The sequence below is a fragment of the Leifsonia sp. P73 genome (genome assembly GCF_051059105.1).
Classification (GTDB): Bacteria; Actinomycetota; Actinomycetes; order Actinomycetales; family Microbacteriaceae; genus Leifsonia.
Genome location: NZ_CP194931.1, coordinates 693359 through 715403 on the forward strand (window position 1 = coordinate 693359; position 22045 = coordinate 715403).

20 protein-coding genes and 2 pseudogenes are annotated in these 22045 nt (G+C 70.0%); 4 read left to right on the forward strand and 18 right to left on the reverse strand.

Features of this window, described 5'->3' with window-relative positions:
• Positions 1 to 47 precede the first annotated feature (47 nt).
• Complete coding sequence (locus ACQ86L_RS03590; protein ID WP_434317722.1) at positions 48 to 188, forward strand: hypothetical protein; 141 nt, start codon at positions 48 to 50, stop codon at positions 186 to 188.
• On the forward strand, positions 185 to 859 hold the full coding sequence (locus tag ACQ86L_RS03595) for a hypothetical protein (protein ID WP_434317723.1): 675 nt from the start codon (positions 185 to 187) through the stop codon (positions 857 to 859). The genes ACQ86L_RS03590 and ACQ86L_RS03595 overlap by 4 nt, the downstream gene beginning before the upstream one ends.
• A gap of 312 nt (positions 860 to 1171) precedes the next feature.
• Here the strand turns inward: ACQ86L_RS03595 and ACQ86L_RS03600 are convergent, their stop codons facing one another.
• From ACQ86L_RS03600 to ACQ86L_RS03635, 8 genes and pseudogenes are all read right to left on the reverse strand, one after another.
• On the reverse strand, positions 1172 to 2401 hold the full coding sequence (locus ACQ86L_RS03600) for a shikimate dehydrogenase (RefSeq protein ID WP_434317724.1): 1230 nt from the start codon (positions 2399 to 2401) through the stop codon (positions 1172 to 1174).
• Positions 2394 to 3989, reverse strand: a complete 1596-nt coding sequence (gene mltG / locus ACQ86L_RS03605) for an endolytic transglycosylase MltG (RefSeq protein ID WP_434317725.1) — start codon at positions 3987 to 3989, stop codon at positions 2394 to 2396. Before mltG ends, ACQ86L_RS03600 begins: the two co-directional genes overlap by 8 nt.
• Positions 3979 to 4446, reverse strand: coding sequence for a Holliday junction resolvase RuvX (ruvX, locus tag ACQ86L_RS03610; RefSeq protein ID WP_345834846.1), 468 nt, complete (start codon positions 4444 to 4446; stop codon positions 3979 to 3981). The genes mltG and ruvX overlap by 11 nt, the downstream gene beginning before the upstream one ends.
• Before the next feature lie 3 nt (positions 4447 to 4449).
• A pseudogene (gene alaS / locus ACQ86L_RS03615) lies at positions 4450 to 7104 on the reverse strand (alanine--tRNA ligase).
• A gap of 58 nt (positions 7105 to 7162) precedes the next feature.
• The gene (locus tag ACQ86L_RS03620) at positions 7163 to 7354 is read right to left on the reverse strand and encodes a hypothetical protein (protein WP_345834844.1); all 192 of its coding nucleotides are present in this window, start codon (positions 7352 to 7354) and stop codon (positions 7163 to 7165) included.
• 50 nt (positions 7355 to 7404) lie between these two features.
• Entirely contained in the window at positions 7405 to 7782 is a 378-nt protein-coding gene (locus ACQ86L_RS03625) for a DUF948 domain-containing protein (RefSeq protein ID WP_345834843.1), read from the reverse strand.
• A 135-nt stretch (positions 7783 to 7917) separates the two neighbouring features.
• Positions 7918 to 8541 carry a 30S ribosomal protein S4 gene (gene rpsD, locus ACQ86L_RS03630; protein WP_434317726.1) on the reverse strand — a complete coding sequence of 208 codons (624 nt, stop codon included), beginning with the start codon at positions 8539 to 8541 and terminating at the stop codon, positions 7918 to 7920.
• A gap of 196 nt (positions 8542 to 8737) precedes the next feature.
• The gene (locus ACQ86L_RS03635) at positions 8738 to 10078 is read right to left on the reverse strand and encodes a replication-associated recombination protein A (protein ID WP_345834842.1); all 1341 of its coding nucleotides are present in this window, start codon (positions 10076 to 10078) and stop codon (positions 8738 to 8740) included.
• Between the two features lie 183 nt (positions 10079 to 10261).
• On the opposite strand from ACQ86L_RS03635, the gene ACQ86L_RS03640 reads away from it, so the two are divergent.
• Together ACQ86L_RS03640 and ACQ86L_RS03645 are read left to right on the forward strand one after the other, a co-directional pair.
• Positions 10262 to 11038, forward strand: coding sequence for a peptidylprolyl isomerase (locus ACQ86L_RS03640; protein ID WP_434317727.1), 777 nt, complete (start codon positions 10262 to 10264; stop codon positions 11036 to 11038).
• Positions 11039 to 11095: 57 nt separating this feature from the next.
• Positions 11096 to 12325 carry a DUF349 domain-containing protein gene (locus ACQ86L_RS03645; protein ID WP_434317728.1) on the forward strand — a complete coding sequence of 410 codons (1230 nt, stop codon included), beginning with the start codon at positions 11096 to 11098 and terminating at the stop codon, positions 12323 to 12325.
• A gap of 192 nt (positions 12326 to 12517) precedes the next feature.
• On the opposite strand, the gene ACQ86L_RS03650 is transcribed toward ACQ86L_RS03645, so the two are convergent.
• The 10 genes and pseudogenes from ACQ86L_RS03650 to ACQ86L_RS03695 all read right to left on the reverse strand — a co-directional run bounded on the left by ACQ86L_RS03650 (position 12518) and on the right by ACQ86L_RS03695 (position 22008).
• A complete protein-coding gene (locus ACQ86L_RS03650) occupies positions 12518 to 12928 on the reverse strand; it encodes a hypothetical protein (RefSeq protein WP_434317729.1) in 411 nt (136 codons plus the stop codon).
• Between the two features lie 61 nt (positions 12929 to 12989).
• Entirely contained in the window at positions 12990 to 15239 is a 2250-nt protein-coding gene (locus tag ACQ86L_RS03655) for a RelA/SpoT family protein (RefSeq protein ID WP_345834838.1), read from the reverse strand.
• Positions 15240 to 15308: 69 nt separating this feature from the next.
• A complete protein-coding gene (locus ACQ86L_RS03660) occupies positions 15309 to 15662 on the reverse strand; it encodes a rhodanese-like domain-containing protein (protein ID WP_434317730.1) in 354 nt (117 codons plus the stop codon).
• A gap of 9 nt (positions 15663 to 15671) precedes the next feature.
• Positions 15672 to 16688: a protein translocase subunit SecF gene (secF, locus tag ACQ86L_RS03665; RefSeq protein ID WP_434317731.1), complete on the reverse strand. Its 1017-nt coding sequence runs from the start codon at positions 16686 to 16688 to the stop codon at positions 15672 to 15674.
• Positions 16688 to 18426: pseudogene (gene secD / locus ACQ86L_RS03670) on the reverse strand (protein translocase subunit SecD). Before secD ends, secF begins: the two are co-directional and overlap by 1 nt.
• Positions 18427 to 18491: 65 nt before the next feature.
• A complete protein-coding gene (gene yajC / locus ACQ86L_RS03675; protein WP_345834833.1) occupies positions 18492 to 18893 on the reverse strand; it encodes a preprotein translocase subunit YajC in 402 nt (133 codons plus the stop codon).
• Positions 18894 to 18953: 60 nt separating this feature from the next.
• Entirely contained in the window at positions 18954 to 20006 is a 1053-nt protein-coding gene (gene ruvB, locus ACQ86L_RS03680; RefSeq protein WP_434317732.1) for a Holliday junction branch migration DNA helicase RuvB, read from the reverse strand.
• Positions 20003 to 20635 (reverse strand): Holliday junction branch migration protein RuvA, encoded by a 633-nt coding sequence (gene ruvA / locus ACQ86L_RS03685; protein ID WP_434317733.1) that lies wholly within the window; start codon positions 20633 to 20635, stop codon positions 20003 to 20005. The genes ruvB and ruvA overlap by 4 nt, the downstream gene beginning before the upstream one ends.
• A complete protein-coding gene (ruvC, locus tag ACQ86L_RS03690; RefSeq protein ID WP_434318978.1) occupies positions 20632 to 21231 on the reverse strand; it encodes a crossover junction endodeoxyribonuclease RuvC in 600 nt (199 codons plus the stop codon). Before ruvC ends, ruvA begins: the two co-directional genes overlap by 4 nt.
• A gap of 15 nt (positions 21232 to 21246) precedes the next feature.
• The gene (locus ACQ86L_RS03695) at positions 21247 to 22008 is read right to left on the reverse strand and encodes a YebC/PmpR family DNA-binding transcriptional regulator (RefSeq protein ID WP_345834830.1); all 762 of its coding nucleotides are present in this window, start codon (positions 22006 to 22008) and stop codon (positions 21247 to 21249) included.
• Between the last annotated feature and the right edge of the window lie 37 nt (positions 22009 to 22045).

Here is a 22045-nt window from a genome sequence, read left to right on the forward strand (position 1 = left end):
GCCCCCTACCCGATGCCACCGCATCCCTGCCGGTGTATCAGGATTTGGTGACCAACGACCCGGACAAGGTGCGGGAGATCATCGGGTCCGACTTCACCCAGCGCACCGAAGACATGCGCATCCAAAACCGGCTCCTTGAAATCCTCGACCGGCTACGGCAGGGCTACACCGGGAAGAAGACACCATGAACCACCGCAGGATAGCCAGGGCTGCACTTGCAGGCGTGCTGGTCCTCGCGCTGTCCGGGTGCGGGGTGGTCCAGGCTCTCACCTCACACTCCTCGCTACCCCGATGCGACAGTGGAACGAAGCAGGAGACGACGATGAACGAACTCAGGAACTCACAATTCGACCAGGCAGGCCTGGAGGAGATCGCCGCAACCTGCCAGGTCACCTTCGACCTCACCACCAATCAACTCCGCAAAGAAGACCTCGGCCTCCCCGCCACAGCCCGCTCCGTACCAAATCTCAGCGTCGACGGCCTCATGACCCTCACCCTCCACGGGTCCCACGGCACACTCACCGCCCACACCGACCACATCAGATTCTTCACAACTGAACAAAGAGTTGACGTAAGGGAAATCTCCTACTTCCTCAAAGCGGACACCCCGGAAGAGTTCTTCACCATCCTCCGCAACGGCGCCGAAGCCTACGGCTTCGACAAAACCAGCGTGGAACAAGAGATCAAATACATGAAGGAATACCCGGATCGCAAGTCAAACGCTGCGCTACAGCCCGGTTACAAGCTCGGGTTTCAAGTCGTCTACGACTTCACGTACCGAGGCCCTGGACATGTGAACACGGTGATCGTCTCGGTGAATCCGTCGAACAGCGAGTTCCAACCACTTCCGGGACTCTGAGCACCCCTCCGTCCGTAACGCAAGCCCGGGACTTATCCCGTCCGAGCGGGGTCGGCCACGCCTTGTAGACGACTCCACCACTCCACACGCCAACGCGTGAAGTGGTGAAGCCCGCTTCGGTGGTGGTGCCGCCGGGAGCGTTCTGAGCGCTCGCTTCGGCTGACACAACGGTGGAGGGCCGCTTCGCGCCGTTACGCCTCGCTCGCGCGGTTCGCGGCCGCCACGATCTCGGTCTGCTCTACGAGTGCGTGGAGCAGACGCGGGTCCTCCGATGTGCACCCGTGCCGGACCTCCACGACCGCCATGGAGCGGCTACTCCGCCTCTGGCGCGTCGGAGCCGTCGCCCACCGGCGCCCCCTCCGCGTCGATGCCGACCGCGGCGAGCATGGCCTCCAGGACGCCGTCCTCGTCGGGGAGCGGCTGCAGCACGTCACCGGAGACGAAGATGCGCACCTGCAGCAGCGCCTGCTGGGCGAGCATCGCCAGGCCGGAGACGACCCGGCCGCCGACCGCCTGCCAGGCGGTGGCGAGCACGCTCGGCCACGGGTCGTAGGCGACGTCGAGCAGCACGGCCTTGCGGCGGGTCGAGTCGGTGTAGATCGCCTCGGTGGAGGCGCCGCCCGGGAGCGTGCTGATCACGAGCTGCGGCACGTCCAGCGAGCGGTCGGCCTGCGCGAACGACCGGATGCGGATCATCAGCCCGAGCCGGTGGGCCAGCGGCTCCAGCCACACGCTCTTCTGCAGGTCGCGCACGTGCACGTCGACGCGCTCGGCGCCGAGCTCGGCCGCGGCGACCAGCGCGGAGGCGGCGGTCGCTCCCCCGCCCAGGACGTGCACGTAACGCGCCTCCTGGAGGCCGGCGGCGGACAGCGCCCGGACGATGCCCGCGACGTCGGTGTTGAAGCCGCTGATGTCGTCGCCGTCGAGCAGCACGGTGTTGGCCACCCCGGTCTGCTCCGCGACCCGGTCGGTCTCGGTCAGCAGCGGGATGACGGACTGCTTGAGCGGCATGGTCAGCGACAGGCCGCGCCATTCCTCGCCCAGGCCGTCGAGGAAGGCGGACAGGCCGGCCTCGCTCACGTCGAGCTGGTCGTACGACCAGTCCAGGCCGAGCGCGGCGTAGGCGGCACGGTGGAGGGCGGGCGACTTCGAGTGGCCGATCGGCGAGCCGAGGACGGCGAGGCGACGGGAGGCCGTGCCCGGGGCGGGGGCGGACTCCACTGCGGGCTCTTCCTCCGCGGGCTCCTCCTCTGCGGGCTCCTCCTCTGCGGGCTCCTCCTCCGGCGCCGGCTCCTCCGCAGGCTCCTCGTCCTCCAGCGGCTCCTCCTCGTCGGCGGCCCGCTCGGCCTCCGCGATCGCCGCCTCCTCGGCCTCCGCCGCGCGCTCGGCCTCCACCAGCTCGGCGATCAGCTCCTCGGCGGACGCCTCCGACACCCCGTTCTCGACGGCGTCGAGCGACTCCTCGGCAGGCTCCGCCTTCGCCGGCTTCGGTCGAGGCGCACGCGACTTCGCGGCGGGCCGGGGCTTCGGTGCGTCACTCATAGCCGGGGTTGTCCTTCATCCATTGCTGCCATTTCGCGACCGCCGCCTCGTGCTCCGCCTGGGTGGTCGAGAAGATCGTCTCGCCGGTCTTGAGGTTCCAGGTCACGAAGTACATCCAGGTCCCGTCCGCCGGGTGCGTCACGGCGTTGAGCGCGAGGTCGCCGGGGTTGGAGATCGGGCCGACCGGGAGGCCGGCGTGCGCGTACGTGTTGTACGGGTTGGCCGCGTCCGCGCGCTCGGCGTCGGTGGTCGTGACCCGGTCGGTGTGCCCGGTCCCGTACGCGACGGTCGCGTCGGACTGCAGGTCCCAGCCCTGCGCGAGCCGGTTGAGGAACACGCGCGCGACCTTCGGGTAGTCGTCCTTCAGGCCCGCCTCGCGCTGCACGATCGAGGCCAGGATCACGTCGTTCCAGCGGTCCGCGACCGGCACGCCCGCCTGGTCGAGCGCCTGGAAGGACCGATCCACCATCGTCTTGATCGCATCGTGGGCGGTGATTCCCGGCGCGAACGTGTAGGTGGCAGGGAAGAGGAAGCCCTCGAGCGTCTTCGCCTGGGCCGGCAGCCCGAAGTCGGCGGGGTTCGCGGCGGCCTGCTGCACCTGGGCGAGCGGGAGCTTCGTGGCGGCCGCCACGGTCTGCAGCGCGTCCTTCTCCGCCGTGCCCTCGGGGATCACGGCGGTGTTCTGCAACCGGGAGGACGGGTCCTGCAGCGCCGCGAGGGCGGCCTTCGCGCTCATCTGCTTCGCCAGCTTGAAGACGCCGGGCTGCCAGACGATCTGCGGCTGCTGATGCAGCAGAAGCGAGTAGAACGCGGTGTAGCTCTTGGTCACGCCCGCCTTCTGGAGGTTGGTCGCGATCGCGCTGCCGTCGTCGCCCGACTTGATCGTGAACGTCACCGAGCCGGTGCCGTTGCCGGTGTAGTCGTTGTTCTGCGGCATGACCTTCGCCACGAGCGCGGCGACCTGCGGCTGGAACGCCATGAAGCCTCCGGCCGCGAGGCCGCCGAGGACCAGGATGACGACCAGGGTGATGACGAGCCGCTTCAGCCAGCGTCGCTTGCGTTTGGGCGGCTCGTGCGAGAGGTAGTTCTGCTGGCGCCAGGCGAGGGGCGAGGCGCCGCGTCCTCCGCCGGACGCGTCGGGGCTGTCCGCGCCGTCGTCGGCGAGCGACGCGAAGATCGCGTGCGCCGAGTCGTCGAACCGGCCGTGGTCGCCTGCCGCCGCGCCGCGGGCGGCCTCGTGGCGCGCAGCCGCGCCGACCGGCTCCCGCTCGGAGCGCGCGGCGTCGACCGCCACGGGGCCGGTCACGACGGAGTCGAAGTCCAGCCCGTCCAGGGTCTCGCGGTTCGACGGGGTCTCGGCGGGAGGCGGCGTCCATGGGCCCGGGGTCTGCGGGTTGCGGGTGTCGACGACCGGCACCGGCTGGTCCGCAGGAGGCTGCTGAGCCTGCGCATGCTGCGCGGCCTGGGCCTCCTCGGCCTCCCTGGCCTGGCGCGCCTCGCGCCGGGTCAGCGGCTGCTGCCGGTTCACGGCGGGGAAGACGGGGGGCTCCGGCTTCTCCTGCGGGTTCTGCGACAAACTAGGGTCCAATGCTCGGTTCGACGGGGTGGCCCGGCGGACGGCCTGAAGCGCGCTCCGCGTCGAGGGCGTGCTGCAAAATTATCGTGGCGGCCACCTGATCCACCACCGGACGCGCGCTTTTCGAGTTCTTGCCCGACGCCCGGAGCGCCGAGTGGGCCGAGACGGTCGAGAGCCGTTCGTCCACCAATCGCACCGGGACGTCCACCTGGGCGTCGAGCGCTTCCGCAAAGGCGACGGCATCCGCCGTCGACGCGGTGTGCGCACCCGAGAGCGCCAGAGGCAACCCGACGATAATCTCGAAAACTCCGAGTTCGGTCACAATCTCCGCGATCCGGCGCCGATCCGCAGCATCCTCGGAGCGTGCGACCGTCTCCACCGGGGTCGCCAGCATCCCGTGGAGGTCGGACCGGCTCACGCCGATCCGCACCTTCCCGACGTCGATGCCGAGCCGCACGCCGCTGCGCACGCGCTAGCCGATCGCCGAGACCACCGCGGACAGCGCGGCCGGGATCGCCTCGGCGTCCGTGCCGCCGCCCTGCGCGAGGTCGGCCTTGCCGCCGCCCCCGCCGCCGAGCACGCCCGACGCCGTCTTCGCGAGCGCTCCCGCGTTCACGCCGGCGTCGCGCGCGGCCTGGTTGGTCGCCACGATCACGACGGGCTTGCCCGCCGCGCGCGCCGCGAGCGCGACGGCCGCCGCGTCCGAGCCGAGCCGCTCGCGGACGGTCGTCGCCAGCAGGCGCAGGTCGTCTGCCGAGTTGAGCGTGCCCGCATCCTCGGCCACCACCGTGACCGCGCCGCGACGGGTGGCGGAGTCCAGCAGGCCCGGCACCTTGTCGAGCACCGCGCGGGCCTCGAACGCCTGGATGCGCTTCTCGGCCGCCTTGAGGTTCGCCATCAGGTCGGCGATCTTCTCGGGCAGCTGCTCGCGCGGCGTCTTGAGCGCGCCGGAGAGCTGGGACACGATGGTGCGCTCGACCGCGAGGTCCTGGAAGGCCTCCAGGCCGACCAGCGACTCGACGCGGCGGTTCGTGGAGCCGACCGACGACTCGCTGACCAGGTTGATCATGCCGATCTCGGCGCTCGTCGCCACGTGCGTGCCCGCGCAGAGCTCGCGCGACCACGGGCCGCCGATGTCGACCACGCGCACGACGTCGCCGTACTTCTCGCCGAACAGCGCCATCGCGCCGAGCGCCTTGGCCTCCGCCAGCGGCAGCTCACGCGTCGTCACCTGCAGGTTGTCGCGGATCGCGTTGTTGGAGATCTCCTCGATCTCGCTACGGGTCTCCGGCGACAGCGCCTGGTTCCAGGAGAAGTCGAGGCGCAGGTAGCCGGCCTTGTTGAACGAGCCGGACTGGTGCGCGTTGGGGCCGAGCACCTGGCGCAGCGCCGCGTGGATGATGTGCGTGCCGGAGTGCGCCTGCTTGGCGCCGCGGCGGTACTCCGCGTCCACGAGGCTGGTCGCCGGAGCGCCGACGCCGACCTCGCCGCTGCGGACCAGCACCTTGTGGCTGATCAGGCCCTTCACCGGCTTCTGCACGTCGAGCACGTCGAGCTCGTAGCCCGGGCCGACGATGGTGCCCGCGTCCGCGTCCTGGCCGCCGGACTCCGCGTACAGTGCGGTCGCGCCGAGGATGATCTCGGCGACCTGGCCCTCGCGCGCGACGTTCACGGACTGGCCGTCGACGATGAGGCCGAGCACGCTCGACTCCGTCTCCAGGTCGGTGTACCCGGTGAACACCGTCTCGCCCTGCGCGCGGAACGCGCTGTAGACCGACAGGTCGGCCAGCGCCGTCTTCTTCGCCTTGGCGTCCGCCTTCGCGCGGGCGCGCTGGTCGGCCATCAGCGTGTCGAACGCGGCGCGGTCGACGCTGAGGCCGGCCTCCTCCGCCATCTCCAGGGTCAGGTCGATCGGGAAGCCGTACGTGTCGTGCAGGAGGAACGCGGTGTCGCCCGCGAGCTGGTCCTTGCCCGAGCCCTTCGTGTTCGCGACGGCCGTGTCCAGGATGCTCGTGCCGGACGCGAGTGCGCAGGAAGGTCTCCTCCTCCGCGTAGGCGAGCTGCGACGTGCGCGCGAACTCGGCCTCCACCTCGGGGTACGCCGCCTTCATGGCGTCGCGGGAGGCGGGGAACAGCGCGGGGAAGGTCGCGGTCTCGACGCCCAGCAGGCGCATCGCGCGCACCGTGCGGCGCAGCAGGCGGCGCAGCACGTAGCCGCGGCCCTCGTTGGACGGCGTCACGCCGTCGGTCATCAGCATGAGCGCGCTGCGGACGTGGTCGGCGACCACGCGGAGACGGACGTCGTCCTCGTGCGCCTCGTTGCCATACGGCTTGCCCGCCAGCTCGGCCGCGCGGTCGAGCACCGGGCGCACCTGGTCGATCTCGTACATGTTGTCGACGCCCTGCTTGATGAACGCGACGCGCTCCAGGCCCAGGCCGGTGTCGATGTTCTTCTTCGGCAGGTCGCCGAGGATGTCGAAGTCCTTCTTGCCGGTGCCCTCGCCGCGCAGGTACTGCATGAAGACGAGGTTCCAGATCTCGACGTAGCGGTCGTCATCCGTCGCCGGGCCGCCGTCGATGCCGTAGGCCGGGCCGCGGTCGAAGAAGATCTCCGAGCACGGGCCCGCCGGGCCGGGCTGGCCGGTCGACCAGTAGTTGGTGTCCTTGCCGAGGCCCTGGATGCGCTCGGCCGGGAGGCCGGCGACGCGGGTCCAGATCTCGCGGGCCTCCTCGTCCTCCTCGTACACCGTGACCCAGAGGTCCTTCGGGTCGAAGCCGAGGCCGCCCTCGTCCTCGGACAGGGTGAGGAGGTCCCAGGCGAACGTGATCGCCTGCTCCTTGAAGTAGTCGCCGAACGAGAAGTTGCCGCACATCTGGAAGAACGTGCCGTGGCGGGGGTCTTGCCGACCTCCTCGATGTCCAGCGTGCGGATGCACTTCTGGACGCTCGTCGCGCGCGGGAACGGCGCGGGGACGACACCCGTCAGATACGGCACGAACGGCACCATCCCGGCCACCGTGAACAGCAGCGACGGGTCGTCGCTGACGAGCGAGGCGGACGGGACGACGGTGTGACCGCGCGTGGCGAAGAAGTCGAGCCAGCGGCGGTGGATTTCAGCAGTCTGCATGGTTTCCGGTCGATCGAGTGTGGAGCGGGGAGACGAGTGTCGGAAGAGACGGGGGAGGTCAGTCGCCGTCGATGGCCGAGCGGAGCTCCGCCTCGCGCTGACGGTAGCCGTCCGAGACGGCCTCGCCGAAGTCGCGCGCCTTCTTGTCGAGCGTGCCGAAGAACTCGCGACCCTTGGGGGTCTCGTTGACCTTGTGGGCGACGACGAAGCCGACGGCCACGCCGATCAGGAGCCACAGGAAACTCTTCATTGCCGGATCTTCCCTCCCTGGTTGCGCGCGCTCAGCGCACTCGCGCAAGTCTAGTCCGCCTGGCGCCGGGAACGCCGGGAGGCCCCGGGCACCCGGAGGGCGGCGCGGACGGCGGCGCTGAAGCCCGCCAGCTTGATCAGCGGACCGCCGACCGTAGCTGCGAACAGGGCCACCAGCGCGGACACGTTGCCCGTGACGTCCGCGACGTTCTTCGTGATCGTGTCGACCCGTGCGAGCTGCTTGTTCGTCTCCTGCAGCGTGGTCGCCGTCTCCTCCAGGATCGGCGTGATGCCGTCGCTGGCCTCCTTGATGGCGTCGCGTGTGGAGTCGAGCACACGGCCGAGCTTCAGCAGCGGAACGGCGATGAATCCGACCAGGACGGCGAACACGGCCGCCGCGATCAGTCCTGCGATGTCGCCTCCGGACATGACGGCCCCCTCCATTCCGTGACGGGCATACGACCACCAGCGTACGGGAAACCGGTGCCGGATGGACCCGGGAGAACGAGAAACGGGGCCGCGGCCGAAGCCGCGACCCCGTTCTGCGGGAGTCTGTCGCTCGCGTCAGCGGGCGGCGTAGTACTCGACGACGAGCTGCACGTCACAGGTGATGGGGACCTCGGCGCGCTTCGGGCGACGCACGAGGCGCGCCTGGAGCTTGTCGATCTCCACGTCCAGGTAGGCCGGGACCTTGGGCAGGACGTCGACGTGACCGCCGGCGGCCGCGACCTGGAAGGGCTCGGTGCCCTCGGAGCGGGCCTTCACGTGGATGAGCTGACCCGGCTTCACGCGGAAGGACGGGCGGTCGACGATCTTGCCGTCGACGAGGATGTGGCGGTGCACGACGAACTGTCGGGCCTGCGAGATCGTGCGGGCGAAGCCGGCGCGGAGCACCAGGGCGTCGAGGCGCATCTCGAGGAGCTCGACCAGGTTCTCACCGGTCAGGCCGGCGGTGCGGCGGGCCTCTTCGAACGCGATGCGGACCTGCTTCTCCAGGATGCCGTACTGGGCGCGCAGACGCTGCTTCTCGCGCAGACGGACGGCGTAGTCGGAGTCGGCCTTGCGCTTGGTGCGGCCGTGCTCACCCGGGGCGTACGGGCGCTTCTCCATGTAGCGGGCCGCCTTCGGGGTCAGGGCGATGCCCAGGGCGCGCGACTCGCGGGTCTTGCTGCGGGAACGTGAAGACACGATTTCCTTTCGGTTTTCTCTCTACGAATGTTGGTCGCAGGGCGCTCAGGGGCGCACTGCGCAGGGTCTTTCACCTGCAAGAGAGAGGGATTGACGCCAGGGACGCCCGGCTAAAGGGCCTGTCCCGTCGAAAGCGTGTCCCGGGCAGCCGCACCCTGAACACGCTTCTAGGCCAGACGATTCTAGCAGACCGCGGTCAGCGTCCGCGCACGATGCGGCGCAGCTTCGCCAGGCGTGCGGCGACGTCGCGCTCGTTGCCGTGCTCGGTCGGCGCGTAGTAGGTGGTGTCGGCCAGTTCGTCGGGCAGGTACTGCTGCTGCAGTACGCCGAGGGCGTCGTCGTGCGGGTACTTGTAGCCCTTGCCGTGGCCGAGACGCTTGGCGCCGGGATAGTGCGCGTCGCGGAGGTGCTTGGGCACCCTCCCGATCTTTCCGGCGCGCACGTCGGCGATGGCCGCGTCGAGCGCCATGTACGCCGCGTTCGACTTGGGGGCGGTGGCGAGGTGGACGACGGCCTGCGCGAGCGGGATGCGTCCCTCCGGCATGCCGATGTACTGCACGGCGTCGGCGGCGGCGATCGCCACTACGAGGGCCTGCGGGTCCGCCATCCCGATGTCCTCGGACGCCGAGACGATGATTCTGCGGGCGATGAATCGCGGGTCCTCCCCCGCCTCGATCATCCGTGCCAGGTAGTGCAGCGCGGCGTCGACGTCCGAACCGCGGACCGACTTGATGAAGGCGCTGATGACGTCGTAGTGCTCGTCGCCGTTGCGGTCGTAGCGCAGCAGGGCGCGGTCGACCGCCTGCGCCACCAGCTCGGCGGTGATGACCGGCTTCTTCTTGGAGGTCGCGGGCGTCACCGACGCGGCGGTGACCGACGCGGCCTCCAGCGCGGTGAGGGCCCGCCTGGCGTCGCCGGACGCGAGCCGGATGAGGGCGGCGCGCGCCTCGTCGTCCACCGTGTACTGGCCGCCGAGGCCGCGGTCGTCGGACACCGCCCGGTCGACGACGACGCCGAGGTCCTCGTCGCTCAGCGTCTCCAGCGTGAGCAGGAGCGAGCGCGACAGCAGCGGGGAGATGACGGAGAACGACGGGTTCTCGGTGGTGGCGGCGACCAGGATGACCCAGCCGTTCTCGACGCCGGGCAGGAGGGCGTCCTGCTGCGCCTTGGTGAAACGGTGGATCTCGTCCAGGAAGAGGACGGTCGAGACGCCGTACAGGTCGCGGGTGGAGAGCGCCTCGTCCATCACCAGGCGGACGTCCTTCACGCCCGCGGTGACCGCGGACAGCTCCACGAAGCGCCGGCCGGACGAGTGCGCAATGGCCTGGGCGAGCGTGGTCTTGCCGGTGCCGGGAGGCCCCCACAGGATGACCGAGACGGAGCCGGACTGCCCGTCCTTGTCGGACGCGAGGGCGACCAGCGGCGACCCGGGACGCAGGAGATGGCGCTGCCCGGCGACCTCGTCCAGCGACTTCGGCCGCATGCGCACGGCGAGAGGCGTCGCTCCCGTCCGGAGCCCAGGTTGCACGTCGACCACCCGACAAGAGTAGTCGCCGCCACCGACATCGGTGTCCGTCCCGGCGAGGCCGCCACCGGCGCGTGGGTTTGGGCGCTCATAGCCACGCCGGATAGGGTTCGTGCAGCATCCATCCCGCCGCGCGGCGTCCCGTCGGCGCGGTGGCATCCATCCCCCGCTCGACGGCGCCCCCGGAGGACAGACGTGGCACCCAGCAAGCAGAACGACCGCGACGCGCGACAGGCTCGCGAGCGCCTCCGCGCGTATCAGGCGCGGCAGACGGTGCACGAGGAGAAGGTGAGGCGCCGCAAGCGGGACAACTGGGTCGCCGGGATCGCCGTGCTCGTGATCGTCGTGCTCGCGGTCGGCACGCAGCTCCTCTTCTTCGCGAAGCCGTCTGCCACGAGCGCGTCGGCCTCCCCGTCGCCCTCCCCGTCGTCATCGGCCGCGGCCGGCGTCCCGTCGAAGAGCATCGCCGAGGGCCGCACCTGGACGGGCGACCTCACGATCAACGGCATCAAGCTCGGCGTCTCGCTCGACGGCGCCGCCGCGCCGCAGGCGGTCTCCTCGACCATCTCGCTGACGCAGAAGAAGTTCTACGACGGGCTCACCTGCCACCGCCTCACCAACGGCGGCTTCTACGTGCTGCAGTGCGGCGACCCGAAGGGCGACGGCAGCGGAGGCCCCGGCTACTCCTACGGCCCCATCGAGAACGCGCCGAAGGACGACAAGTACCCGGCCGGCACCATCGCGATGGCACGCCAGAGCGGCAACGCGAACAGCCAGGGCAGCCAGTTCTTCATCGTGTACAAGGACACCACCATCCCCTCCGACTCCGCCGGCGGCTACACCGTCATCGGGAAGATCACCAGCGGTCTCCCCACCCTGATCAGCGACGTCACCGACAAGGGCGTCCAGGGCGGCAGCACCGACGGCAAGCCCGCCGTCGCGACGAAGATCGACAGCTTCACGCTGCAGTGATCCCGGCGTGTGCAATAGGCTGATTCCCAACGTGGCACCGCAAGCAAGGTGAGGCTCTTGGCTACTTCTGAACAGCACCCCTGGGGTCGCGTCGATGAGACCGGCACCGTGTACGTCCGTGAGGGCGATGGCGAGCGCGCCGTCGGCGAGTACCCGGACGGCACTCCCGAGGAGGCGATCTCCTACTTCGAGCGCAAGTACAACGACCTCGCCGGCCAGGTCGGCCTCCTGGAGCAGCGCGCCCGCCGCGGCGCCCCGGCGGCCGACGTCGCCAAGTCGGTCGCGAGTCTGCGCACGTCGGTCGAGGGCGCGAACGCCGTGGGCGACCTCGCGTCGCTGATCACGCGGCTGGACGCCCTCGGCGGCACCGTCGAGGAGCTCACCGAGCAGCAGAGCGCGGAGGCCAAGGCCGCGCTGGAGCAGGCCATCGCCGACCGCACCGCCATCGTGGAGCAGGCGGAGGCCCTCGCCGCGCAGGACCCGGCCCGCACGCAGTGGAAGCAGACCACCGCCGAGCTCGACGCGCTCTTCGCGAGCTGGCAGGCCCACCAGCACGACGGCCCCCGGTTGCCCAAGAACGAGGCCAACGAGCTGTGGAAGCGGTTCCGCGCCGCGCGTTCGACCATCGAGCACAACCGCAAGGCGTTCTTCGCCGACCTGGACAACCAGCACCGCGACGTCCGTGCCCGCAAGAACGCGCTCATCGAGCAGGCCGAACGCCTGGTGCCGCTCGGCGCCGACGGGGTGCCGGAGTACCGGCGGCTGCTCGACCAGTGGAAGCTGGCCGGCCGCGCGGGCAAGAAGAACGACGACGCCCTGTGGGCGCGCTTCAAGGCGGCGGGCGACGCGATCTACTCGGCCAAGGCCGAGGTCGACGCGCGGGACAACGTCGAGTACGAGGAGAACCTCACGCTCAAGCTCGCCCTGCTGGACGAGGCGGAGCCGCTCCTGAAGGAGAAGGACTGCGAGACCGCGCGTACGAAGCTGCTCTCCATCCAGGAGCGCTGGGACGCCATCGGCCGCGTGCCGCGCGACCAGGTCCGTCCCATCGAGGACCGCCTGCGCAAGGTCGAGGCGGCCGTGCGGCGGCTGGACGAGGAGCACTGGGAGCGCAACAACCCGGAGAAGAAGGCGCGCTCCGAGGGGCTGGCCAGCCAGCTCAATGCGGCCATCGCCAAGCTGGAGCAGGAGCTCGAGGAGGCCAAGGCCAGCGGTGACTCCGCCAAGGTCAAGGCCGCCCAGGAGGCCCTCGACGCCCGCAAGGTGTGGCTGGACGCGCTCGGCTGACTCCCGGTCGCCGGCGGGTTTGTTCTCCACAGCCCGCGTGATCGGATGAGTACTCCACGGATTCCCCGACGGCGGTCCACGAGTACTGCGACCAGCGGAGGCTGGACGCATGACAACAGCACTGCCACTCCTCCTCGACCGTGACGTCCTCCCGCTCGCCGAGCTCTTCTCACTCGTGCTCGACGGGCAGCTCTACCGGGTCGGCGACGCGTTCGCCGCGACGGACATCCCCGACACCCCCTCGCTGCGCGCGCACGCGTTCGCGGCCCACCGGCCGGGAAGTGCGGTCGCCGATCGCGGCACCGCGGCCTGGATCCACGGCACCCGTTCGGCGCCGCCGCTGCGACCCCAGGTGTGCGTCGACCGCAGGCGCCGCGGTCGCCTCCCACCCGACTTCGACGCGCACCAGCACCGGCTGGGAGACGGCGAGGTCGTGGAGCTGAGCGGCGTGCGCGTCACGGCGCCGCTGCGCACGGCGGCCGACCTGATGCTGACACTCCCCGGTTCGGGCCTCCGGAGGCCCTGGAGGTGCGTCACCTGCTCGAACTCGGGCGCGCCTCGCCCGACCGGCTCGCGGCCCACCTCGCCCGGTCGCGGCGGCACGGCGCGACCAGGGCGCTCACCCGGTTGCCCGTTGTCGAGCGGACGGAGCTCCCGGCCCCGGTCAGCCGGCGCTGACCCGATAGACGTCGTAGACGCCGTCGATCCGGCGCACAGCGTTGAGCACGCGGTCGAGGTGGGTGGTGTCGCCCATCTCGAACACGAAGCGGCTCAGCGCCAGCCGGTTGCTCGACGTCGTGACCGTCGCAGAGAGGATGTTGACATGGTGCTCGGACAGCACGCGCGTGACGTCGGAGAGCAGCCCGGAGCGGTCCAAGGCCTCCACCTGGATCTGCACCAGGAAGACGCTCTTCGAGCTCGGCGCCCACTCCACGTCGATCATGCGGTCGGGCTCCTGCAGCAGCGACTGCACGTTGTGGCAGTTCGCCTGATGCACGGAGACGCCCTGGCCGCGCGTCACGAAGCCGACGATCGGGTCGCCGGGCACCGGCGTGCAGCACTTCGCGAGCTTCACCAGGATGTCCGGCGCACCGCGCACGAGCACACCCGAGTCGCTGTTGCGCAGCTGCTTGGGCCGGCCCTTGACCGGGATGTCCAGCTCGCCGTCGGACTCGACCTCGCTCTGCAGCGAGGCGACGATCTTCTCGATCACCGACTGCGTCGAGATGTGGCCCTCGCCGACGGACGCGTACAGCGACGAGACGTCGGGGTGCTTGAGCGAGGACGCGACCTCCACGAGGGCGTCCTGCGTCATCAGCTTCTGCAGCGGCAGGTTCTGCTTGCGCATCGCGCGGGCGATGGCGTCCTTGCCCTGCTCGATCGCCTCGTCCCGGCGCTCCTTGGTGAACCACTGGCGGATCTTGTTGCGCGCTCGCGGGCTCTTGACGAAGTTCAGCCAGTCCTGGCTCGGGCCGGAGTCCGGGTTCTTGGAGGTGAAGATCTCCACCACGTCGCCGGTCGAGAGCGTGCTCTCCAGCGGCACCAGGCGGCCGTTCACCTTGGCGCCCATCGTGCGGTGGCCGACCTCGGTGTGCACGGCGTAGGCGAAGTCGACCGGGGTCGCGCCGGCCGGCAGGCCGATCACACGGCCCTTCGGTGTGAAGACGTAGACCTCCTTCGCGCCGATCTCGAACCGCAGCGAGTCCAGGAACTCCGACGGGTCGGCCGTCTCGGCCTGCCAGTCGGAGATGTGCGCCAGCCAGGCGAGGTCGGTGTCCACCTTGCCGGGGCCGCCGGTGCTCTTGCCGGTGGTCTGCTCCTTGTACTTCCAGTGCGCGGCGACACCGAACTCGGCCCGCTGGTGCATCTCCTCGGTGCGGATCTGGATCTCGACCGGGCGGCCCTGCGGACCGATCACCGTCGTGTGCAGCGACTGGTACAGGTTGAACTTCGGGGTGGCGATGTAGTCCTTGAAACGGCCGGGCATCGGCGTCCAGCGCGCGTGGATGGAGCCGAGCACCGCGTAGCAGTCGCGCACCGTGTTGACGAGCACGCGGATGCCGACGAGGTCGTAGATGTCGTCGAACTCGCGGCCGCGCACGACCATCTTCTGGTAGATCGAGTAGTACTGCTTGGGCCGGCCGACCACCTTGCCGCGGATCTTCGCGGTCTTGAGGTCGTCGTTGATCGCGTCGATCACCTGCTGCACGAGCCGCTCGCGCTCGGGCGTTCGCTGCTTCACCAGGCTCTCGATCTCGGCGTAGAGCTTGGGGTAAAGGACGGCGAACGAGAGGTCTTCCAGCTCCCACTTGATCGTCTGGATGCCGAGCCGGTGGGCGAGCGGCGCGTAGATCTCCAGCGTCTCCGTCGCCTTGCGTGTGGCGTTGGCCGCCGGGACGAAGCCCCAGGTGCGCGCGTTGTGCAGGCGGTCGGCCAGCTTGATGATCAGCACGCGGATGTCCTTCGACATCGCGACGATCATCTTGCGGACGGTCTCGGCCTGCGCGCTGTCGCCGTACTTGACCTTGTCGAGCTTGGTGACGCCGTCGACCAGCATCGCGATCTCGTCGCCGAACTGGTCGCGGAGCTCGTCCAGCGTGTAGGCCGTGTCCTCCACCGTGTCGTGCAGCAGTGCGGCGGCGATGGTCTTGGCGCCGATCCCGAGGTCCGCGATGATCTGGGCGACCGCGACCGGGTGCGTGATGTACGGCTCGCCGGAGCGGCGCTTCTGGCCGTCGTGGGCGCGCTCGGCGACCGCGTAGGCGCGCTCGATGAGCGAGAGGTCGGCCTTCGGGTGGTGCATGCGCACCGTGCGGATCAGGGTGTCGACGGCGCCGGCGGGCTGGGCGCGGGAGAAGATCCGCGGCACGAGACGGCGCAGCGAGGCGGACTGCGGTGTCGTCGTGTCAACCATCTGCTCGCCTCCTGTCGTCCATTATCGCCGCTGTTCGCGCCTTCCCGTTCACAGGGGCGCGACCGGCGGTCAGGCGGACGCTCCCGGGGGTGCTCCGGGGTCGGAGACCGGGCCGCCGGACGCCTGCCAGGCGAGCATCCCGCCCGCCACATTCGCCGCGGGATAGTCGGCTTGCAGCAGCGCGTCGGTCACCATGCGCGACCGGCCGCCGACGGCGCAGATCACCAGGATCTGCTCGTCCTCCGGAAGCTCGTGCTGTCGCGCGCCGAGCTCGCCCATCGGGATGTGGTGGGCGGCCGGGGCGTGCCCGGACTCCCACTCGTGCTCCTCGCGGACGTCGAGCAGCCAGGCGGCGCCGGCGTCCACGAGCTCGCGCGCACGCGCGGCACTCACCTCATCCTCCGACAGGTAGCGACCGCTCATGCGCCGACGCTACTCCGCCGCGACGGGCTCGGTCGCCGCGACCTTGGCCTTGGGGCGCACCGCGCGGACCTTCTGGTCGTGCTTCCTGATCGCGGCCTCGCCCTCGCGGAACTGCGAGTACATCGGCGCGGCCAGGAAGATGGTCGAGTACGTGCCGACGATGATGCCGATGAGCAGCGCGAGCGAGATGTCGCGGAGCGTCGCGGCGCCGAAGGCGTACGCGCCGATGAAGAGGATCGACGCGACCGGCAGCACGGCCACGACGGCGGTGTTGATCGAGCGGACGAGAGTCTGGTTCACCGCCAGGTTGACCGCCTCCGGGAACGTGCGCCGCGTGAGCTCCAGCTCCTCGCGCGTGTTCTCGCGGATCTTGTCGAACACCACGACCGTGTCGTACAGCGAGTAGCCGAGGATCGTCAGGAAGCCGATCATCGTCGCGGGCGACACCTCGAAGCCGACGAGGGCGTAGATGCCCGCGGTGATGATGAGGTCGTGGAAGAGCGAGATGATCGCGGACGCCGACATCTTCCAGGTGCGGAAGTACAGCGCCATCGCGATGAACGCCAGCAGCAGGAACACCACGAGGCCCTGGATGGACTGCTGCGTCACGTCCGCGCCCCACGAGGGGCCGATGAAGGTCGAGGAGACCTCCGACGACGGGACGCCGTAGGCCGTGGCCAGCGCGTCGGCGACAGCCTTGGTCTGGGTGTCGGACAGCTGGTCGGTCTGCACCTGGATGGCGTTGTTGCCCACGACGCTGACGTGCGAGACCGCGTTGGGCACGACGCTCGCGACGGCGTTCTGCGCCTTGGTCGTGTCGGTGCTCTGCACCTGGCTGATCTGGAACTGCGATCCGCCGCGGAACTCGATCGAGAAGTTGAACCCGCCCCTGATGATCGGGACCAGGATCGACAGGGCGACCATCACGATGGCGATGGTGTACCAGATCTTGCGCTTGCCGACGAAGTCGAACGAGCGCGCCCCGGTGTAGAGGTCGTTACCGAACTTGGTGAGGCGGCTGGCCATCAGTTGTCCTTCCCCTCGGTCGATCGATCCGACGACGAGGAGGTCGAGGCGGAGGCGAGCTCCGCGGCCTTGCGCTCGGCGATCGTCTGGCGGCGTGCCGCCTCCCGCTGGCGCGGGAGGCCTTGCCCGCGCCCACGAGCTCGGGCTGGGGAGCGCGGAAGCGGGCGGCGCCGCGGTACACGGCGCCCAGGGCGTCCGGGTCGAGGCCGGAGAGCGGGTGGCCGCTGCTGAAGAAGCGGGTCTTCGCAAGGAGCTGGAGCGTCGGGTGAGTGAACAGCAGCACCACGATCACGTCGATGATGGTCGTCAGACCCAGCGTGAACGCGAAGCCGCGCACGTTGGCCGCGGCCAGCACGTACAGCACGACGGCCGCGAGGAGGTTGGTCGCCTTGGACGCGTAGATCGTGCGGCGCGCACGGCCCCAGCCGGCCTCCACGGCGGATTCGAGACTGCGCCCATCGCGCAACTCGTCTCGTATTCGCTCGAAGTAGACGATGAACGAGTCCGCTGTGAAGCCGATCGCCACGATCAGGCCGGCGACGCCCGCGAGCGACAGCCGGTAGTCGTAGTGCCAGGACATCAGCGAGATGGTGAGCCAGGTCAGCGTTCCGGCCACGACGAGCGAGACGATCGTCACGAGGCCGAGGAGGCGGTACTGGAAGAACGTGTAGATCGCGACCAGGATCAGGCCGATCAGACCGGCGATGAGGCCGCTGATGAGCTGCGAGGTTCCGAGCGTGGCCGAGATGTCGTCCTGGCTCTGAACCTTGAAGCTGAACGGCAGCGCGCCGAACTTGAGCTGGTCGGCGAGGGTCTTGGCGCTCTGCTCGGTGAAGTTGCCCGAGATCTGCGGCTTGCCGTCGGTGATCACCGCGTTGGTGGTCGGCGCCGAGATGACGCGGCCGTCCAGGACGATCGCGAACTGATTCTGCGCGCCCTGGAGGGCGTTGAGGCGGGTCGTGACCGCGGCGAACTGCTTGGTGCCGGTGGCGTCGAAGACGATGTTGACCGCCCACTGGCCGGTCGTGACGCCCTGCGAGCTCTGCATCAGGCCGGCGCTCGCGTCCGAGATGTTCTGGCCCTTCACCTCGACCGGGCCGAGCAGGTACTTGACCGTGTTGTTGTCGTCGCAGGTGATCAGCGGCTTGTCCGTCGGAGCGGCGCTGAGGTCCTTGTTCTTGTTCGCGGCGCACGAGAAGGCGTCGTACTCGGCCTGGAGCGCCGGAGTCACCCAGGCCAGGTCGCTGCCGTTCGTCGGCGACGTGGACGGCGTCGACTGGAGGCCGGGGGCCGGGCTCGGCGCCGGGGTCGACTTGCCGTCGGCGCCCACGACCTCGTTGGTCGGGCCGCCGGTGAGCAGCACCGGCCGGAAGTCCAGCCGCGCGCTCGCCTTGACGCGGTCGAGCGTCTGCTGGTCGGGCTTGCCCGGCAGCGAGACGACGATGTTGCGCGAGCCCTCGGTGGAGATCTGCGCCTCGGACACGCCGGACGCGTCGATGCGCTGCCGGATGATCGAGACCGCCTGGTCGAGCTGCTGCTGCTGCACCGACTGACCGTTCTCGACCTGCGGCGCGAGGATGATCTGGGTGCCGCCCTCGAGGTCGAGGGCGAGCTTGGGCAGCCACGTCGCGTTGCTGAACAGGACGCCGGCCGTGAGGGTCCCGAGGAGGACCACCACGATCACACCGAGCCACGTCAACGAACGCCAGGCCTTTTTGACCGGAGTCGACTTTGCCACCTAGGAACTCAGCTTTCTACGAGCGATCCGCGCACCCTCTCGGTGCGCGGAGCACAGGGATGCTATCAGTCGTCGCTCTTCGCGCCGGGCTTCTTCGGCGCGTCGTCGAGCCGCTCGCCGAACTCCGGAGCGGAGGAGTCGGCCGGGATGGCGTGGTCCTCGTTGAGCTCCGGGCCCGCGACCTCGGTGTCGTCGGTCTCCGCGGTCTTGGGCTCGACCACGCGGGAGAGCACCTGGCGGTGCACCTTCACGACGTGGCCGGGGCTGGTCTCGATGATGGCGGTGTTGTCGTCCTCGTCGACGGACAGCAGGGTGCCGTACAGGCCGAAGTTGGTCATCACCTCGGCGCCGGGCACCATCTTCGAACGGGTCTCCGCCTGCTCCTTCTGCCGCTTGCGGCTGTTGCGGAACATGAAGAAGACGAGGGCCGCCAGAATGACGACCATCACAATGGTCAACGGATCCATGAAGTAAGCCGAACCTTCCGGTGAAAGTCAAGGGGGTGTGTGGCGAGTGGCCAGCTTGAATTATAGGTCATCCATCAGGGACGGTTGCTGTGAGTGGCCTTGCGGTACACCCCCAGGTCGCGGGCCGGACAGGCCGAAGTGCCGCCAGGCCGCGGGTGTGGCGACCCGCCCGCGCGGAGTTCTCGACAGCAGACCGATGCGGACGAGGAACGGCTCGACCACGGATTCGATGGTCTCCGCCTCCTCGCCGACCGACACCGCGAGGGTGTTGAGGCCGACCGGGCCGCCTTCGAAGCGCTCCAGGATGGCGTGCAGGACGGCGCGGTCGAGGCGGTCGAGGCCGAGCGGGTCGACGTCGTAGAGCTCCAGCGCGGCCTGCACCGCCGCCACGTCGCCGCGGCCGCCGTGCACGAGCGCGTAGTCGCGGACGCGGCGAAGCAGCCTGTTGGCGATGCGCGGGGTGCCACGGCAGCGGCCGGCGATCTCCGCCAGCGCCTCGCGGTCGACCTCGAAGTCGAGCATCGTCGCGGCGCGGGTGAGCACCTGCGTCAGCTCGCCCTCGTCGTAGAACTCCAGGTGCGCGGTGAAACCGAAGCGGTCCCGCAAGGGGTTCGGCAGCAGCCCGGAGCGGGTCGTCGCGCCGACGAGGGTGAACGGCGCGAGGTCGAGCGGGATGGACGTGGCGCCCGCGCCCTTGCCGACCATGATGTCGATGCGGAAGTCCTCCATCGCGAGGTAGAGCATCTCCTCGGCCGAGCGAGCCATCCGGTGGATCTCGTCGATGAACAGCACCTCCCCCGGCGTCAGCGACGACAGCAGCGCTGCGAGGTCGCCGGCGTGCTGGATGGCGGGGCCGCTGGAGAGCCGGAGCGGGCGCTCGCTCTCGTGCGCGACGATCATCGCGAGCGTGGTCTTGCCGAGCCCGGGAGGGCCTGCGAGCAGGATGTGGTCGGCCGTGCGATCCTGCATCTTCGCGGCCGTCAGCAGCAGCTGGAGCTGGCCGCGGACCTTCGCCTGCCCGACGAACTCCGACAGCGTGCGCGGGCGCAGCGCGCCCTCGAAGGCGAGCTCCGACTCCGACTCCAGCTCCGGCGCGGTGAGGTCGTCGCTCATCGGGCCGCTCCGCTCGCCGCGCCGGCCGGGCCGAGGCGCGCGAGCGAGAGCCGCAGCAGGGCCTGGACGGAGTCGCGCGACCCCTCGTCGGTCTCGGCGACCACGTCGGACACCGCCTCCGCCGCGATCTTCTCGGGCCAGCCGAGGCCGACCAGGGCGACGATCACGCTGTCGGGGACGGCGGAGGGCGTTCCCTTCGCCTTCACCGCACGTGCGGGCGTGCGCCGGGCGGCGGCGAGCTTGCCGGTGAGCGAGACGACGATGAGCTTGGCGGTCTTGGGACCGATGCCGGACACCTTGCGGAACGGCGCGTCGTCGTCGGCCGCCACGGCGTCGGCGACCTGGTCGGGGCTGAGCACCGCAAGCACGCCGATCGCGGACTTCGGGCCGACTCCGGACACGCCGTTGAGCAGCTCGAAGACCTGGAGCTGCTCGAGGTCCGCGAAGCCGAAGAGCTGGAGGGCGTCCTCCCGGACGATGAGTGACGTGAACACGAACGCCTCGTCGCCGACGCGCAGCGAGAGCACGTGGTCGGGGGTGAGCTGCACGGCGAAGCCGACGCCGCCCACCTCGATCACGGCGGTGCCGCCGCTCGCAGAGAGGACGGTGCCGCGGAGGGAGGAGATCACCTGGCCAGCCTACGGGGAACGCCCGACGTCCGGGCGGAGCGCTCGGCGGCGAGCCACGCGGCCTGCGCCGGCGTCTGCGCGGCGCCTTCGGCTGCCCCGCCTGCCGCTCGCCCGTCTGCGGCGGGTGAGCCGCGCCAGGCGTGGCAGATCGCGATGGCGAGGGCGTCCGCCGCGTCCGCGGGCTTCGGCGCCTCCGCGAGCCCGAGGATGCGGGCGACCATCGCCTGCACCTGCTTCTTGTCCGCAGAGCCGTACCCGGTGATCGCCGCCTTGACCTCGCTCGGCGTGTGCAGCGCGACGCGGAGGCCGCGGCGTGCGGCGGCGTGCAGCGCCACGCCGCTCACCTGCGCGACGCCCATCACCGTGCGGAGGTTGTGCTGCGCGAAGACGCGCTCGATCGCCACCACGTCCGGGCGGTGGGCGTCGAGCAGCTGGTCGATCCCGGTGCCGACCGCCAGCAGCCGCTGCTCCAGCGGCATGTCGGCCGGCGTGCGGATGACCGTGACCTCCACCAGGGCGGCCGTGCGGTCGGGACGCACGTCTACGACGCCGACGCCGCAGCGCGTCAGACCCGGGTCGATGCCGAGCACCCGGATCGTCATCGCGGCGCCTTACTCGTCGTCTTCGAGCTGCGCCTGCACCTCGGGCGTGAGGTCGAGGTTCGTGTAGACGTTCTGCACGTCGTCCGAGTCCTCCAGGGCGTCGATGAGGCGGAAGACCTTGCGGGCGAGCTCGGCGTCGGCCTCCACGTTGACCGTGGCGACGAACTCCGCGTCGGCCGAGTCGTAGTCGATGCCGGCCTCCTGCAGCGCGGTGCGCGCGCCGACCAGGTCGGTGGCCTCGGTGAGCACCTCGAAGCTCTCGCCGCGGTCGGTGACCTCCTCGGCCCCCGCGTCGAGGACCGCGGTGAGGACGGTGTCCTCGTCGACGCCGTCCGCGTGCGGGACGACGATGACGCCCTTGCGGTGGAAGTTGTACGCCACGGAGCCCGGGTCGGCCATTGTTCCGCCGTTGCGGGTCATCGCGGTGCGGACCTCGGCGGCGGCGCGGTTCTTGTTGTCGGTGAGGCACTCGATCATGAGGGCGACGCCGCCCGGGCCGTAGCCCTCGTACATGATGGTCGTGTACTCGATCGACTCGCCGGTGAGGCCGGCGCCGCGCTTGATCGCGCGGTCGATGTTGTCGTTGGGGACCGAGGTCTTCTTGGCCTTCTGGACCGCGTCGACCAGGGTCGGGTTGCCGGACAGGTCGGCGCCGCCGGTCTTCGCCGCCACCTCGATGTTCTTGATCAGCTTGGCGAACGACTTCGCGCGGCGGGCGTCGATGACCGCCTTCTTGTGCTTGGTCGTTGCCCACTTGGAATGCCCGGACACTGGTGCTCCCTCGAGTTGCGTTTGAACCTGTCCATAA

Excerpts from the sequence above, each read along its gene's own strand:
- ACQ86L_RS03625 (WP_345834843.1), bottom strand. The coding sequence starts at position 7,782 with ATGTCCGGAGGCGACATCGCAGGACTGATCGCGGCGGCCGTGTTCGCC.
- secF (WP_434317731.1), bottom strand. The coding sequence starts at position 16,688 with ATGGCCAGCCGCCTCACCAAGTTCGGTAACGACCTCTACACCGGGGCG.
- ACQ86L_RS03655 (WP_345834838.1), bottom strand. The coding sequence starts at position 15,239 with ATGGTTGACACGACGACACCGCAGTCCGCCTCGCTGCGCCGTCTCGTG.
- ACQ86L_RS03595 (WP_434317723.1), top strand. The coding sequence starts at position 185 with ATGAACCACCGCAGGATAGCCAGGGCTGCACTTGCAGGCGTGCTGGTC.
- yajC (WP_345834833.1), bottom strand. The coding sequence starts at position 18,893 with ATGGATCCGTTGACCATTGTGATGGTCGTCATTCTGGCGGCCCTCGTC.
- ACQ86L_RS03600 (WP_434317724.1), bottom strand. The coding sequence starts at position 2,401 with ATGAGTGACGCACCGAAGCCCCGGCCCGCCGCGAAGTCGCGTGCGCCT.
- ruvB (WP_434317732.1), bottom strand. The coding sequence starts at position 20,006 with ATGAGCGACGACCTCACCGCGCCGGAGCTGGAGTCGGAGTCGGAGCTC.
- ACQ86L_RS03620 (WP_345834844.1), bottom strand. The coding sequence starts at position 7,354 with ATGAAGAGTTTCCTGTGGCTCCTGATCGGCGTGGCCGTCGGCTTCGTC.
- ACQ86L_RS03660 (WP_434317730.1), bottom strand. The coding sequence starts at position 15,662 with ATGAGCGGTCGCTACCTGTCGGAGGATGAGGTGAGTGCCGCGCGTGCG.